General features: G+C 31.4%; 15 protein-coding genes. 12 read left to right on the forward strand and 3 right to left on the reverse strand.

The genetic code is table 11. The features are described 5' to 3' along the window. Nucleotides 1-29: 29 nt before the first annotated feature. The 4 genes from R9X47_RS28415 (at nucleotide 30) to R9X47_RS28430 (ending at nucleotide 3575) form a co-directional block, all read left to right on the forward strand. Nucleotides 30-1346 (forward strand): hypothetical protein, encoded by a 1317-nt coding sequence (locus R9X47_RS28415; RefSeq protein WP_432664429.1) that lies wholly within the window; start codon nucleotides 30-32, stop codon nucleotides 1344-1346. Nucleotides 1347-1423: 77 nt separating this feature from the next. Next, nucleotides 1424-2113, forward strand: a complete 690-nt coding sequence (locus R9X47_RS28420; RefSeq protein WP_432664430.1) for a hypothetical protein — start codon at nucleotides 1424-1426, stop codon at nucleotides 2111-2113. 95 nt (nucleotides 2114-2208) lie between these two features. After that, nucleotides 2209-2736, forward strand: a complete 528-nt coding sequence (locus R9X47_RS28425; RefSeq protein WP_432664431.1) for a histidine phosphatase family protein — start codon at nucleotides 2209-2211, stop codon at nucleotides 2734-2736. A gap of 23 nt (nucleotides 2737-2759) precedes the next feature. After that, entirely contained in the window at nucleotides 2760-3575 is an 816-nt protein-coding gene (locus tag R9X47_RS28430; protein WP_432664432.1) for an EFR1 family ferrodoxin, read from the forward strand. Nucleotides 3576-3722: 147 nt separating this feature from the next. Here R9X47_RS28430 and R9X47_RS28435 read toward each other — a convergent pair whose 3' ends face one another. Continuing rightward, nucleotides 3723-4304: a hypothetical protein gene (locus tag R9X47_RS28435; protein WP_432664433.1), complete on the reverse strand. Its 582-nt coding sequence runs from the start codon at nucleotides 4302-4304 to the stop codon at nucleotides 3723-3725. Nucleotides 4305-4575: 271 nt separating this feature from the next. Here R9X47_RS28435 and R9X47_RS28440 point away from each other — a divergent pair, with 271 nt between their 5' ends. Then, nucleotides 4576-6630: a hypothetical protein gene (locus tag R9X47_RS28440; RefSeq protein WP_432664434.1), complete on the forward strand. Its 2055-nt coding sequence runs from the start codon at nucleotides 4576-4578 to the stop codon at nucleotides 6628-6630. Between the two features lie 192 nt (nucleotides 6631-6822). On the opposite strand, the gene R9X47_RS28445 is transcribed toward R9X47_RS28440, so the two are convergent. Beyond that, nucleotides 6823-7011 carry a DUF4489 domain-containing protein gene (locus R9X47_RS28445; RefSeq protein ID WP_432667706.1) on the reverse strand — a complete coding sequence of 63 codons (189 nt, stop codon included), beginning with the start codon at nucleotides 7009-7011 and terminating at the stop codon, nucleotides 6823-6825. Nucleotides 7012-7335: 324 nt separating this feature from the next. Between R9X47_RS28445 and R9X47_RS28450 the strand changes: the two genes are divergently transcribed. The 3 genes from R9X47_RS28450 (at nucleotide 7336) to R9X47_RS28460 (ending at nucleotide 10116) form a co-directional block, all read left to right on the forward strand. After that, on the forward strand, nucleotides 7336-7893 hold the full coding sequence (locus R9X47_RS28450; RefSeq protein ID WP_432664435.1) for a DUF4489 domain-containing protein: 558 nt from the start codon (nucleotides 7336-7338) through the stop codon (nucleotides 7891-7893). A gap of 10 nt (nucleotides 7894-7903) precedes the next feature. Then, nucleotides 7904-8767, forward strand: a complete 864-nt coding sequence (locus R9X47_RS28455) for a phosphotransferase (RefSeq protein ID WP_432664436.1) — start codon at nucleotides 7904-7906, stop codon at nucleotides 8765-8767. 239 nt (nucleotides 8768-9006) lie between these two features. Next, complete coding sequence (locus tag R9X47_RS28460) at nucleotides 9007-10116, forward strand: hypothetical protein (protein ID WP_432664437.1); 1110 nt, start codon at nucleotides 9007-9009, stop codon at nucleotides 10114-10116. Between the two features lie 194 nt (nucleotides 10117-10310). On the opposite strand, the gene R9X47_RS28465 is transcribed toward R9X47_RS28460, so the two are convergent. Continuing rightward, nucleotides 10311-10916: a GNAT family N-acetyltransferase gene (locus tag R9X47_RS28465; RefSeq protein WP_432664438.1), complete on the reverse strand. Its 606-nt coding sequence runs from the start codon at nucleotides 10914-10916 to the stop codon at nucleotides 10311-10313. A 237-nt stretch (nucleotides 10917-11153) separates the two neighbouring features. On the opposite strand from R9X47_RS28465, the gene R9X47_RS28470 reads away from it, so the two are divergent. From R9X47_RS28470 to R9X47_RS28485, 4 genes are all read left to right on the forward strand, one after another. After that, nucleotides 11154-11339: a hypothetical protein gene (locus R9X47_RS28470; RefSeq protein WP_432664439.1), complete on the forward strand. Its 186-nt coding sequence runs from the start codon at nucleotides 11154-11156 to the stop codon at nucleotides 11337-11339. A gap of 277 nt (nucleotides 11340-11616) precedes the next feature. Beyond that, nucleotides 11617-12999, forward strand: a complete 1383-nt coding sequence (gene rlmD / locus R9X47_RS28475; protein WP_432664440.1) for a 23S rRNA (uracil(1939)-C(5))-methyltransferase RlmD — start codon at nucleotides 11617-11619, stop codon at nucleotides 12997-12999. 65 nt (nucleotides 13000-13064) lie between these two features. Continuing rightward, complete coding sequence (locus R9X47_RS28480; protein WP_432664441.1) at nucleotides 13065-14510, forward strand: DEAD/DEAH box helicase; 1446 nt, start codon at nucleotides 13065-13067, stop codon at nucleotides 14508-14510. A gap of 307 nt (nucleotides 14511-14817) precedes the next feature. Next, a complete protein-coding gene (locus R9X47_RS28485; protein ID WP_432664442.1) occupies nucleotides 14818-15681 on the forward strand; it encodes a nucleoside monophosphate kinase in 864 nt (287 codons plus the stop codon). Nucleotides 15682-15734: the final 53 nt, after the last annotated feature.

Here is a 15734-nt window from a genome sequence, read left to right on the forward strand (position 1 = left end):
TAAGCTATCATGTGGATGGTGAGATATAAATGCAAGGTTTGAACTTGGAAGAAAAAAATGATAATAAAAGTTATAGCACAAAGGACTTTAATGATTTTGTAGAGTTCCTTAAGTTTAAATACTTATCATTATGGTGGAGCTGTAAAACTGATTTTCCTCAGGGCAAAACGGATATTAGTTTTCTAAATAAATTTACTAATGAAAGGAAAGTAGAAGGATTTAGAAAAAAACTTCGCAGTGAACTGAGACAAACACCTAAAGAAGAATTTGAAAGAACTGATTTATATGATAAAATCATTTCTTTAATAGCAGAAATAGAAAATGGAATAATCGGATATGAAAATAGATGTCTAGATTTCTTCGTTGAGAAGGGGTATATAGATGTTACAGATGAGTTTTTAAAAGAAGCTACAATTTTTGATCCTGATATTGAAGTTTACGACATTTTTCAAGCTATTAGAAATGTATGGATTATGAATAGTATTCAAATACTGCTCGATACTCAAGTAAGATTAACACCTTCTATTTTCTCCTACAGTATGCTATATCCATATAGCGACAACTATCTAGATAACACTGATATAATAATTAAGGAAAAAATTGATTTCAACAATAAATTCAGGAAATGTTTATCAGGAAAAGAAGTTGAAGCGTCAAATTCCAATGAGAAACATGTATTTGATCTTGTTAGAAAAATTGAAGATGAGTTTCCAAGAGATAGATATCCTAAGGTTTTTGAAAGTCTATTATCTATACATAGTGCACAAGAGAAAAGTCTTGCCCAACAAAAAGGAAAAAGCCTTCCCCATGAAAATGATATTTTAGGAATTAGCTTTGAAAAGGGAGGAACCTCCGTATTGACAGACGGTTTCTTGATAAAGGGAGAACTGTTAAAAGAAGAAGCCGTTTTTATGTTTGGCTATGGAGTATTTTTACAATTAATTGATGACCTTCAAGATGTGCAGGTAGATTTAGAAAATCAGCATATGACTGTATTTTCTCAGGTTGCAGGCAAATGGCCTTTAGATATATTAGTAAATAAATTATTTTGGTTCATTGAGTCGGTGTTGGAGTCCTGTGATACCTTTGATTCACAGGACTCACCAAAGCTTAAGAAAGTCATACATGATAGCTGCATTATTATGATTTTGGAAGCTATATCAAAGAACAAGAAAATGTTTAGTAGAAAATACATAAAAGAAATTGAAAAGATTTCAATGTTTAGATTTTCATATTATAAAAAACTTAAAATGAGATTTCAAAGAGATTATTCATCTAAGGAGATTCAAAGTATTTGTAAAATATTAAGTAAGAAATCCTTGGGGAGTAAATTTAGTCAAATGTGACATGCTTGATATGTCAGTCCACTAGGTTTAAAGGCAGAAGTATAACAATTTTTATGTTGGTATTTGGGGGATATAATATGAGAAAGATACTTATAATAGGAACAGTTTCTATTGGAGTAATATTAGTAGCCTTATTTTTTTATGACGGTATTGAGAATGACAGTGCATCTATAGATAACACAGGATTATTAGTTACAGACTTTATTCCAAGTAAGCCTATGATTAAAGTCTATAAGAACGATTCTGGAGGTGTCACCAATATAGATTTTGTAGATATTGTTTCAGAAAATAAGGTACAAATAAGAAGTATTAGTAATGATGATAAAGAAATTAAAGTTGAGGCACTTGGAAAAACCTTTAACTTTATTGGGAATCTTATGGTTTATGAAAAAAGTGGCGAATACTTTAAACTTATATATATGGATCTTGGGGTTGGTCTTTTGGCAGAGAGTTATATTAATGAACAACAAGAAATGGACTTAATATTTTTAAAAGGGCCGATAAAAGAGGGGACTGAATGGAGTAATGAGTTAGGAAACAATAAAATAACAGATGATAGTGTAAAAGTGGAAACTCCTATAGGTGATTTTGAAGCAATAGAAGTAACACATAAGAAAAGGGGAGAAACTTCAAAATCGTATTTTGCAAGAGGACTTGGACTCGTAAAGGGAAAAGGGAAGAATTACTCCTTTGTGTTAAGCGAGTTAGACTATGATGTAAGTAGAATTAAGAGTGTAGATGATTTAAGAGAGATTTTGCAAAAATAATGAGCATTAACCAGAAGTATTTTAAGAGATTTGTAGTGATTGTATAACTACAGGAAGAAAGAATCAATAATGGTTTTGAATAGGATGGATAATTAATGAGAATTGGTTTAGTTAGACATTTCAAAGTTAAAATGAAATTACCTAAGAAGGCATTTATATCACGAGATGAACTATCTACATGGCTTGATGAATACGATAAAGCTGATGTTGAATGTGAGCAAGTTGACTTATGTAATGTCTCGTGGAAAAGTTGTTATTCAAGTGATATGCCTAGAGCAGTAAAAACTGCTGAGAACATTTATAGTGGAAACATTACTATTCTACAAGGATTAAGAGAGTTTAATCCAATACCTCTTTTTGAAAGAAATCATAGGTTGCCTTTTTTATTCTGGGTAGTTTTGATACAATTTGAAAAGTTGAAATCAAATCGATGTCTTTCTGAATACAAAAACCAGATAGAATCTTGTTTAAATGAAATACTATTAGAATCCGATGAAGATATTCTTATTGTAAGTCATGGATTTGCAATGATTTGTCTTAAAGAAGAATTGAAAAAGCGAGGCTTCAAAGGAGTAAACTTTAAGCTACCAGCAAATGGTAAGCTTTATATTTTTGAAAAGTGATACATAATGGAGAGGAATTTTATATGGAGAATAAGCGTAAATTATTAATATTGTATCATTCAGGAGCAGGAAGTACTAAAACAATTGCAGAGATTTACTATAAAAAGTTAGCTTCACATTCTATAGATATAACTTCAATTGATTTAGAGTATGATTATAAAAAACTTATGACTTATGAGTTCTTAATTTTTGCGTTTCCTACATATCATTGTAGCCCTTCTCATTCTATGATGGAGTTTATTAAAAATATGCCAGTATTTGATGAGCCCAAAAAAGCTTTTGTATTCACTACATGCGGACTATACTCAGGAAATGCATTAAGGGAATTTATAAAGAAATGTTCATCCAAGAACTTGAATATAAATGGATACTCAGTATATAGAGCACCTGCTACCGATGGAGCATTACTTCTACCGTCAATACCATTTATGTTTAATTATGAGAAAAATATAGACTATAAAATAAATACAGATATAAAAAAAATAGAAATGATTATTAAAAATGATATTGATGAACTTAAATGTCCGCCATTTAAATTATACACAATACTGAATTACCCTAATAAAGTTTTAGGAAAAGCTTTTAAGCATAAATTAAGATTACTAAAAGAATATTGTATTAATTGCAACAAGTGCGCTAATGACTGTATAAGAAAATGCTGGAGTGTGATTGGAGAATATCCTCATCATGAAATGGAAAAATGTGAATTTTGTTTTCGGTGTGTACATCATTGTCCAAATGGAGCAATAATACTATCTAAGAAAACTAGAAGAAAGCTTAAATTAGATGAAAAGTTTTATGAAAATTTAAAAGAAAAAATAACCCAGAAAGCATTATGACGCAATAGTCTTATAATACATAATAGCAATAGACCCTCATTCAAGTGGATGCAACATCTAGTCGTAATTGTACAGATGCAGCCTTTTCTATTACTGAATTGGCTTCTGTTATCAAACATATTTTTTATCAAAGATAATTTTTTCTTATTACTGCTTTTTCTTCTTCTCAAGCTTTCTAAATCCCAAATAAATTACACCTATGCAAATAACCAGACCTATAATTGCTGGTACAAAAATAGATTTTCCCGATTCTCCGCCGCTTGCTACACTCCAAATCATTTTACCCACAGCCATAAAAATAACAACTGCTAATCCAAACCACAAACTACGCTTCCACAGAGCTACTCCAAGAGCAGCGAATGAAATTGGTATGAGGAGTGTCATCAAAATTTTAGCTATTCCCCACTCACCACTCAAATATTCCATCTCCATTGCTAGAAATTGATTTACCATTTCACTCGAAGTTTCAGGTTTTGGAAACCAGAACATGCTTGTTAACAGTAGAAAAATCGTTCCAGAAATACCACCCCAGCTCCTTTTGTACGCAAAATAGCAAAAAGGTATTAGAAACAATGGTCTAATATACCAGCTTAACAGGTTGTGATGTCGTTCAAAAGCCCAATTGAAAAACTCTTTGCTAGCAAATGATAAAATAATAAATAATACTGTCAATACAGCAAAAATTATAGCTAGAATTTTATCATTGCGTTTACGCTTGTTATTTTCCATATTGCTAATCCTCCTAAAGTGTGTGGATAGTTTTGTACTTTAAAGAAAGTAAAATTCTCCTCTGATAGGAATTAACTTGATTTTAAAAGTAAATTAATAGTTTTATATAAATATATATTAACCTCAATCACACAAGAGCATGCATAAACTTTGTATGATTGGAATTATTAGCTCAAATTACAGTCTGCCGTTAATATTCAAGATTTAGACAAGCAACCTTGTATTTGGTATAATATGGGTGAAAATCATTAATTAATTGGAGGAATAGATAATGAAATTGATGAAGAATATTATACTTACATTTTTATGCCTTATAATATTATTTTCAGTGAAAGTGACATCAAGTTTTACCGACGATGACAATGATATGATTAAAGGAAAATGTTATACAACAAATATAAAAGCATATGTAAATGGAAAATACATAGAATCCTACAATATAAATGGAAATACATATGTAGATATTGACCAATTATCCAACTATGGCTATGATGTTGTGAAAAATGATGAAACCTCTGTTACAAGTATACTTACAAACTATTATCCAGATAAAGAATCAGTTGTAAATGAAAGTATATCGTATCCGGTGTATGAAAATCATAAAGAAGATGACTATAAGGACTTCATAGACTATGTTGAGCCAAGCTATGATACAGTTTCAACTATACATGGAACAACTAAATTAATGGGAACAGTTAAGGACACTGTAACTGTACATTTCTCCAAGAACTTTAAAAAGGAATATATCAATCCTAAATATGTACCAATATATTATAGAGATAAGAACGTCTCCAATTATTTCTTATATACATATGATGAAGATTCTAAACAATTAACCATAAAAATGAAACCAGAAAGCTTTAGTAACTATAAATTTGATGATGAGAATTTCACTCGAAAAGATTATCATAATAATAGAGAGATATTTACAGTATACTTCTTGAATGGCATTAAAGATCAATCTGGAGCAACGACAAAAAAGGTATTCAAATATTGTGTAGAATTTGATTTAGATGCGAGTGCTAGAGCGGAAATACCTAATAAACTTATAGGAGAATATACATCTACTAAAGATGAGGTATATGTAGTAGATGAAAGCGGTTCAGTAGAACATAATATTTATAGTTTAAATGGAAAGAGACTAATCTGTATAGAAGCATTAGGAGATTTTTATTGGGACGGTACAAGAAAGAATATTTATGCGTACTCAATAACATATCGTAATAACTTAGATAGAGAATATATCTCAAAGCTAAAAGAAGCTTCCAAGGCACTAACAACAGACACATACAACAATTTGATAAAGTCTACAAACCCTATTATGGAGTTAGAGAAAACAGTACATAGTGAAGCTGTGGAGAAAATTTCAGGTAGCATGAATGAGATAGTTATAAGTTTTAATAAAGCTATTAAAGAAGAATATATAAATGAAAAATACATTCCAATATACATGAAAGATGAGTATGTAGGATACTGGTTTGAGCGTAATTATGACAGAGAGACTAATACATTAAAGCTTACTCTAAGAAAGATTAATGATAAGATAAACTTAGGTAATGATTTTTCCCGTGTCTTATATGACCAAGATGATAATATCATTGATAATTATATAGGTAGCAGATTTGACGTATATCTTATGGAAGGAATCGCCTCTGAAGATGGTGATATGCTTAAGGATACATTGAGATTAACTTGCGATGTGTCATGGCGTCTCGACGAAGATGAAAATGCATTAATAAAAACGGTAAGCTCTGATTTAAAACAAAAAGTAAAAGAAGTTACTACCTGGAATATAAATGGAACTGAAATGATAAGCTTTAGAGAATATGATGCTGATAGTCTTAAGGAAGAATATGAAAATACATCTTCATTAATTAAGCCATTAGAAGAAATGGAATGGAGTTACTATAGACGTATTGCTAAACCATTGTATAAAGGCTTTGTGGATGATTGGATAGCAGATGTAACACCGACCACAGAGCTTATAAAGAGAGAAAATGATAGTGTAGTTCAAAAGGTTGGCAACACAAACTCAGAAGTTACCATTGTATTTAAAAAGGATATAGACGAAAGTTATATTAATAGTGAGTATATAAAGATATTTGAAGATAGTAATAAGATTTCATATCGATATGAGAAGAATCATAGCGACTTTATATTTGTATATGACAAAGATAATAAAAAGCTTGTCATCAAGACGAAAGACAGTGATAAAGTATCTGGAACATATGATATATACTTAATGAAGGGTATAGCTTCAGACACAGGAGAGAAATTGACAGAGATAATTAGATTAACAGTAGGGATTGCTGGAAAAGAAAAATAATCTACTTTTTATTATAACTTAGCAGAGGAACAGAGAACTGCTCTTGAGAAGGAGCAGTTCTTTTTTTGTTCGATAAAACTAATTAAAAGTATAAAAGCCTTTAAGAAGCATTTCTTTTCCCTTATCTTGTAACAAAGACGAACTGAATCGTCTTTATATTTTTTGTCTAATATTTTAACCAAGATTATTCGGTTAACCTTCCTGAGCCAAAGCCGCTATTGTACCATTGCTAACTGTCACTATTGCATTTTCTATCCTAATAGGTGTAACGGTTACGAAATAATCACAGCATTCGGGACAAGTCATACAGTCACAAAAAGTAAAATTAAAAATGTTTGTGTTCCCATTAATAATGGATAAATTAATGTTTTTCGACTCTATTTGATTGAAGCTCGCTCAAGAAAAATAAGCTCTATATTGGCTATATCGTAACAACGTATATACTCCATTTTCATTACATCATATGATGTTATATTGAATCTGTGATAAATTTGATAGCATGGTTAGAAGAGTTAAGGTGACAGTAAATATGTTCACTTTTACTTGAATATACAATTTAGAAAAAAATATGGATTTGGCATAAAACTATAAAATCTGATATCAGACAATCTAAGGTGAGCACATGATTTTAAGTACTGCATAGTATGAACTGGAAGAAGTATAGATATAAAACTGAAATTCAATATAGAAAAAGGGAATGATTTTATGACAGATTCAATTAAAAGAGATTACAGTTTGAATAAAAAGGAGTGTGATAGAAGGATGCATTGTGATTGTGGAAAAAATATGAACTGTGCTAAAGATGATGTACTCAGCCCTTGTCCTAAGGGGATATTAATAGAATGTGGTATACCCGGTAGTGAAACAAGCTTTTTTACTACTGGTCAAACAACTAATACGACCCTTGTAACTGTTGACGTCTCATGTTTTATTAAACCAGTAGTTGATATTCGATTTTCTAATGAAATTTCAGTAATATTACAGCCCGATGATGGTGTTACTCCTCCGGGTACTGCCGAAGTAGTACTTCGGTATGATTTGATGTGTAGACCCGATGGAGGAAGTGAGACAGCTGTAGGGAGTTGGACATATAAAAGACTTCTAACTGCAAATACATCGACTACTACTCCTACTCAGCGTTTAGAGACCACAGATACCTTTAGCTTCAACAAATGTTTATTCCCAAAACCTTGTAATGGATGTATTGACTACTTTGTTAAAATAACAGCCATTACTATAAGTGTTAATAATGAAATAATATAAGGGGGAAGAAATGAGTAGAAAATTGGGTAGAAGAATTAATAAAGGAATTACTGCTGAAATTTTTGAGTGGGGAGATAATGGAAAAGTAATTAAACTGGCAAGAACCCAAAAATCTCATCAAGCAATGTTAACAGAGTATTTAAGCAGTCAATTTGCTTGGGATAATGGACTATCTGTACCCCAGCCTTTTGAATTAGTAGAGGTTGATGGTCGACTAGGAATTGTATTTGAACGTATATATGGGCATACATTGATGGAACGTTTTAAAAATCAATTCCTTAAGCCTTATAATGCTAAAGAGAATATAAAAAAAATCAATTATGAAGATATGGCGCGAATATCAGCTAAGCTTCTAAGTGAAACACATAGAAAATCAAATCAGAATATGCCATCACAAAGAAAGGCTATTATAGATTCTATAAAGAGGGTAAAGCATCTAAGAATTTTAGAGAAGAAGTTAGTTATTGATATTTTAAATAGCATACCGCTAAAACAACAATTGTGCCACGGTGACCCTAATATGAACAATATATTAATTAGAGACAGAGACAATAAAGCTCTATTAATTGATTGGACGTACGCTTCAATAGGTAATCCGGAAGCTGACTTAGCAGAATATATTATTACAATTAGGTATTCAAGATTACAAAGAAATGTTCCTAGTGAATTTGAAGACTATATTAATTCAATTAGAGAGGAAATAATTAAAGTCTTTATAGATGAATATAAGAAACTATCAGATATTACTTATGAGGATATAGAATCTTGGATGATACCCATGGAAGCTCGCAGATTGTCTGCGGAAATAATAAACGAACCTGAAAAGAAACTAATTGTTTATGACATTAGAAAAAGACTGAAAAAATACAAGTAGGTAATGCTCAAATTTTTTATTTTGCTAAAACTGTATTTAACGAATAAGAGAGAACTGCTTTCGATTAGGAGTAGTTCTTTTTAGTTCGAGAAAACTAGTCAAATTAAAATAAATTTTATGAATTGAGACATAATGGTGTCCACATTGATAGTGCATAATAGACTCATACTAAAATCTTAGGAGGTTTGTTATGAGTAAAATTTATGAAGTAGTAAGATATCTAGGAAGTAGGTGTTATAATGGCAGAAAAAACTACATTATTGCTTAAAGATCAGTTATTTAATGAAGAAACAGTCGGTATAGTAGCAGATTGCATTGTTAACGCATACCCAGACCTTGATAAACGTAGCTTTACAGATGATATTGTTAGGGGATTTCCTAATCGTGAACTCAAGGAGCGTATGTCATGGATGCGTGAAATAATAGAGAAGTATTTACCGGATAACTATGAGACGACAATTGCTATTTTACTGAACTCCCTAAAAAATGTAACGGCAGCTGGTGATTTTACTTTTTCATCCTATACCGACTATGTCATGGCAAATGGCTGTAAAAGAGAGCACTTGGAACTGTCGTTAAATACAATTGGAGAGTTTACAAAGTTTTTTTCAGGCGAATTTGCCATCAGGAGATTTATTAATGAGTTCCCAGAGGAAACCTATGAGAAGATGGAGGAATGGTCACTCAGTGATAATGTAGATCAGAGAAGGTTAGCCAGTGAAGGTCTAAGGCCTAAGTTACCATGGGCTATTGGCATAAACTTTGATTATAAAAAGGGAGCACAAGTGTTAGACAATCTCTATTATGACAATGAGAGGTATGTGACAAGATCTGTAGCCAATCATTTGAATGATTTGTCTAAGATAGATCCCGATTATGTAGTTGAGATATTGGATAAGTGGCAAAAATCTAAGAAGCAAACGGATAAAGAGATGTCTTATATTATTGGACATGCGCTAAGAACTTCAATTAAGAGAGGGCATATAAATACCTTGGAGTTTTTAGGTTATAATCGTGAACCAGAGATAGAAGTAAAGCAATTAAAGATTTTGAAAAAAGATTTAAAACTAGGAGAATATTTAGAGTTCTCATTTGATATCATAGCTATGAAAAAAGAGAGCCTCATCATAGATTACAAAATAACCTACCCAATGGCGAATAATAAAACATCTGAAAAAGTATTCAAAATAAAGAAAGCCGTGATTAAAAAAGGGGATCCATTGACAGTAGAGAAAAGGCATCTATTTAAGAAAATGACCACAAAAAAATTATATAGTGGTGACTACAAAATAGAAATACAGATCAACGGAAAAATCTATGAGGGTGGTAGATTTAATTTAAAGGTTTAATTTTAAGGTGAGAATAGAAACAAACTTAGTACAGAGGTGAAGAAATGAAGATTTATTGCTTCAAATTGTTATTCTGTTTATTAACAAAAAAAGCTGACAGCACAGCAATTATCAGATAAATTTCAAGGGAAGCCATTTTGACTTCCCTTCATCAGTTCTTTAAGAATTAACTATTTAATAGTTTGTTACACCTATTATAATTGTTTATCGGAAAAATGTTTTTCCTTATTTGGAAACTGTTTTTCGAAAATATTCAATTCGTCCTTATCTATTTCAAAAACAGAATCTGCATAAAACTTGCCAGAAATTCCGTCAAGCGAACCTTCATATAATTCCAATGCCATGAAAGCTTCAAAATTATCTCCTTGTGATGTTAGAATATTATGATTCTTAGCATTTTCAAAGCCAAAGCGATGATAATAGTTTGGATTACCAAAAATTATTACTGCATTATAACCTAGTGCTTTTGCAACTGTGATAGAATGTTTCATAAGTAGAGTTCCAATTCCTTTACCTTGATAAGAAGGTAATACCCCAAGAGGTCCCATGCATAGAACTTCAAACTCATCATTATTTTCACTAATTACCTTTGCCTTTGAATAAATCACATTACCAACCACTTTTTCTTCATCACATGCAACAAAATCTAACTCTTTGATAAATGCCTTTGTCTTTCTAATTTTATGAACTACTAAATGTTCATCACAACCAGGCTTATACATATCCCAAAATGCTTCTCTTGTCATGTTTTCTACATTTCTAAAATCATTTTTATTTTCTAATCTAATTGATATATTCATCTTTAATATACTCCTTTGATATGTTATTTTTTTACTCAACCAATTGTATGGTGATAAAAGAATAACACGCAAAGTGATAATATATGTTCAAATAGTATCTAAGGCGTGTTATTCAAATACCACCCTTGATACAATGCTCTTTTTGCTCATAAAAAAATACTTCCTTTCTTTATATAGTATTGTCATTATAATATATATTGTGCAATAATACAATTTATTAATCCATAATAGATGAGGATGAAAAAAAGTAGTTTAAGAGAAGATATCGCTGAACTATCAAGAGTAATTGGATATTTTTATAGGATTGATATTAGCTATATTTATATAAAAGACATAGAAAGTAGGGAGAACCATAGTAGTGAATTTTTTACATATAAGCTCTATAAAAGTGGAAACAAAGATATAAAGAATATGCTTATTTAGTCATGGAAAAGCTATAAATAATCATAAAATTATCCTCTTAAATTTCAAATAAAGATTTATAGGGATTTTTTTAATTAAATTGTATTGATCTAAAGCTAATAATATTATTAACTGATCTATTTTACGCTTGTAACCAAGCAATGACATATAGAAATTTTCATAACCTGTACATAATTATTGAAATCACTAACCATTGGACTTGTGCAAAAAATATCTGGTAATGATTTGATTTTATGATACAATTAATCGTTAAGAATAAGAATTGGAGGAAAATATAATGGAACTAGTTAAAAAGAATGACGTTATAGAAGTTGAGATAATAGATATGGGTGATTCAGGTGAAGGTATAGGTAGATACGAAGGTCTAACCATTTTTGCTGAGGGTGCTATTCTAGGTGATATTGTAAAAGTTCAAATTAATAAGGTAAAGAAACGTTTTGCACTAGGAGAAACAGTTGAAACTATAGAACCTTCTAAAAATAGGATAGAATCAGATTGTAAGTATAGTAAAGACTGTGGAGGATGTCAGCTGAGAGAGATGAACTACGAAACGACGCTAAAATTAAAAGAGAAGCAAGTAAAGGATGCTTTAGAAAGAATAGGAGGTCTAACAGATGTTAATGTGAAAAACATTATCGGTATGGATGATCCTAATAGATATAGAAATAAAGTGTTATATCCCATTGCTAAGGATGGAATAACTGATAATCCAATGATGCCTAGCATAGGCTTTTATAAAAAGAAGACTCACAATATTGTAAATGTAAATACGTGTCTTCTTCAAAATGAGGTAAATGACGTTATCATTCAAACTATAAGAGAGTTTATTAAAGAAAATGAAATAAGAATGTATAATACTCAGACTAAAAAGGGTGTTATTAGAAAAGTAATGATTAGAAACTCCAGTGCTAATGGTGACGTTATGGTTATTATCGTTACAAATGGAAAGCACTTCGACTGGGAAGAGGCACTAGTTACAGCGCTGACTTCAAAGGTAGATAAGATTAAGAGTATAGTTATAAATGTAAACAAATCACCTATCAATACAGGTTTAGCTAAGGGTAGTTATTTTATCTATGGTAGCGAAACTATTACTGATAAAATTGGAGATTTTGAATTTGCAATATCGCCACGTTCATTCTTCCAAGTGAATCCTGTACAAACAGAGAAGCTTTATAAGAAGGCTATTGAGTATGCAGGACTTACAGGAAATGAAACTGTATTCGATGTGTACTGTGGCGCAGGTACTATATCACTTTTCTTAGCACAAAGTGCAAAGACGGTATATGGTATTGAAAGCGTAGAACCAGCTGTAATGGATGCAGATAAAAACGCTACTACAAATGGAATTACAAATATAGAATTCTGTCTAGGTGAAGCAGAGGTAGTAATGCCAAAGCTTAATGAAGAAAGAATAACTGCTGATGTAGTTGTTATAGACCCACCTAGAAAAGGGTGTGAGCAAATAGTGCTAGATACTATTATTAAGATGGCTCCAAAGACAGTGGTATACGTATCTTGCAAACCTTCTACCCTAGCAAGAGATCTAAAGATCTTAACTGACGGCGGGTATTCTTTAGAAGAAGTACAACCAGTAGATATGTTTCCATGGACAACTCATGTGGAGTGCTGTTCATTGCTTGTAAGGAAAGATAAATAAGAACTAAAAGTTGTTATTAACTATAATATGATATGCAGGAATATAGTGGAGAAAGAGATGATTGAATGACAAAAGTTAAATTTAATGATTATCCATTAGGAAGTGATTTATTAAAAGCAATCAGCATGTTAAACTTCGAAAGCCCTACAAAAGTTCAAGAACAGGTCATCCCTGTTGTATTAAATCAAAAGGATATCATAGTAAAGTCTCAAACTGGAAGTGGAAAGACTGCGGCGTTTGCCATTCCAATTTGTGAATTAGTAGACTGGGATGAAAATAAACCTCAAGCATTAGTCCTTACACCAACAAGAGAACTGGCCATCCAGGTCAAAGAAGATATTTTTAATATAGGTAGGTTTAAAAGGATTAAAGTACCTGCAATTTACGGCAAGTCTTCTTTTTATAAACAAGAAAAGGAACTGAAACAAAAAACACATGTGGTGGTGGGGACGCCAGGTCGTATTATAGACCATATGGAAAGAGGAACATTTGATACATCAAAAATAAAATATCTTGTAATAGATGAAGCCGATGAAATGCTTAATATGGGATTTATGGAGCAAGTAGAGACCATAATAACTAGTTTGCCAAAAGAACGTGTGACCATTTTATTATCAGCTACAATGCCAAGCGATATAGAAACTTTATGTAATAAATACATGAAAGAGCCTACTTTTATTGAAATAGAAGATGAAAATTCAGCAGCAGACAGGATATCTCAAGAAAGATATACCGTTGATCAAAGAGAGAAGATGAAACTTCTAAAAGATATTATGATAGTGGAAAATCCAGATAGTTGTATGATATTTTGCAATACAAGACAAAAGGTTGAGGAAGTTTATGATGAACTGGCAAGTTTGAAGTATAGTTGTGAAAAGATTCATGGTGGAATGGAACAGCGTGCACGCCTAAGAGTGATGAATGATTTCAGGCAGGGTTATTTTAGATATTTGATAGCTACAGACGTTGCAGCGAGAGGAATAGATGTAGATAACATTTCACTTGTTATCAATTACGATATACCAGAAGATAGTGAAAGCTATGTACATAGGATTGGAAGAACTGGACGTAAAAGTAGACAAGGGCGAGCAATTACATTTGTAGCACAAAAAGAAAGTAAATTTCTAGAGGATATACATCAATATATTGATAAAGAAATTCCTTTGAAAGAAAGACCAAATCAAGAAACTGTAAAAAATTCCAAACAGGAATTTATCAAAAAAATAAACACCGCTCCTGAGATTAAGGAAACAAAAGGAGCGCAATTAAGCAAAGAAATTATGAAATTACATATCAATGCAGGCAAGAAAACTAAGATGAGACCAGTAGATATCGTAGGTACGCTTTGTAATCTTGATGGTATGACAGCGGATGATATAGGTATCATCAATGTACTTGATATATCTACCTTTGTAGAGATACTAAACAATAAAGGTGAGTTGGTTTTTCAGGCATTACAACATACACCCATTAAGGGTAGACTTCGAAAGGTAAGTAAAGTAGAGATGTAGACGGGATAAGGGACGGAGTGGGACAGTCACAATTCCCTACTGCAATTAAATCTAGATAGTGTAAAACTATTTAGATTTAATTCTCTAAAATTGCATTTAATGAATAATAGAGAACTGCTCTCGATTTGGAGTAGTTCTTTTTAGTTCGACAAAACTAGTTAGAGGGATTTTACAAAATTTGCATAACTAATATAGTAAGTAATTAATTTGAGTTAGAAGAAACGTAGCATACTGTGGTTAGATAATAAACCTTTCAAAATAGGATTTTACTGGCATAGTCCAGAATTAGTAATTGGAGGGAAGTGGAATGGATAATTGGATAGACAGCGGTAAGATTAACATTATTGTTCAAAAAGTACTGGTAGAAGGTTGTGGAGCAATTATACTTACAGGTCCTTCAAGTTGTGGGAAAGGTCAAATTGCAAATGAACTTAGAAATTTTCTATCAATACCTAAAGAAAGACATCTCTCTATGGGCGATATTTTGCGTACTACTATAAAAAGAGCTCGTAGTGACGCAGATTTCAGAGATCGATTATCTGACAAATACAAGATAAGTGATAATGTATCAGTATTTGATTATAATCAAAATAGAGAGGAACTAATTTTAAAAGTTAAAAAATATGAGGATAAGTTAATGTTCTTCTATTCTGATAAAGATATAATAAGTCAATTGGATTGGTTAGAATTCTGTGTTAGGGAAGGGCTATTAGTACCTGATGAGTGGACAGTTAATCTTATTAATGCAACATTTGAATACTATGATGAATTTCAGAAAGAGATATTTATTTTAGATGGATACCCAAGAACAACAAAGGCAGCAGAAGAATTAATTAGGACATTTGAGATGTTCAACATTCCCATTATTAAGGTGATACACCTATCAATAACTAAGGAAGAAATGATTAGAAGAGCTTTAAATAGAAAAAGATTGGATGATAACAGAGAGAGTTTAGAGAGAAGGTATCAGTTCTATGTAGAGAATGTACAACCGAGTATCGACTTCCTAAAACTTCGACTAGGTTCAAATAAAGTTACATTGATTGATGCCCATCAACCCGTATATAATGATGCCGGGGATGTAGATATAGAAAAATCTATAAAACAAGTTACCCTAAGTGTATTACAGTCATTGGGACTACCTAGATATCTTTTAGATATAAAGAAATAAGTGAGCGTATCATTTAAGCAATACATTAGCTCAGAAGTTTAGGGACGGTTGAT

The sequence above is a fragment of the Wukongibacter baidiensis genome (assembly GCF_050888315.1).
In the GTDB taxonomy this organism is placed as follows: domain Bacteria; phylum Bacillota; class Clostridia; order Peptostreptococcales; family Caminicellaceae; genus Wukongibacter; species Wukongibacter baidiensis.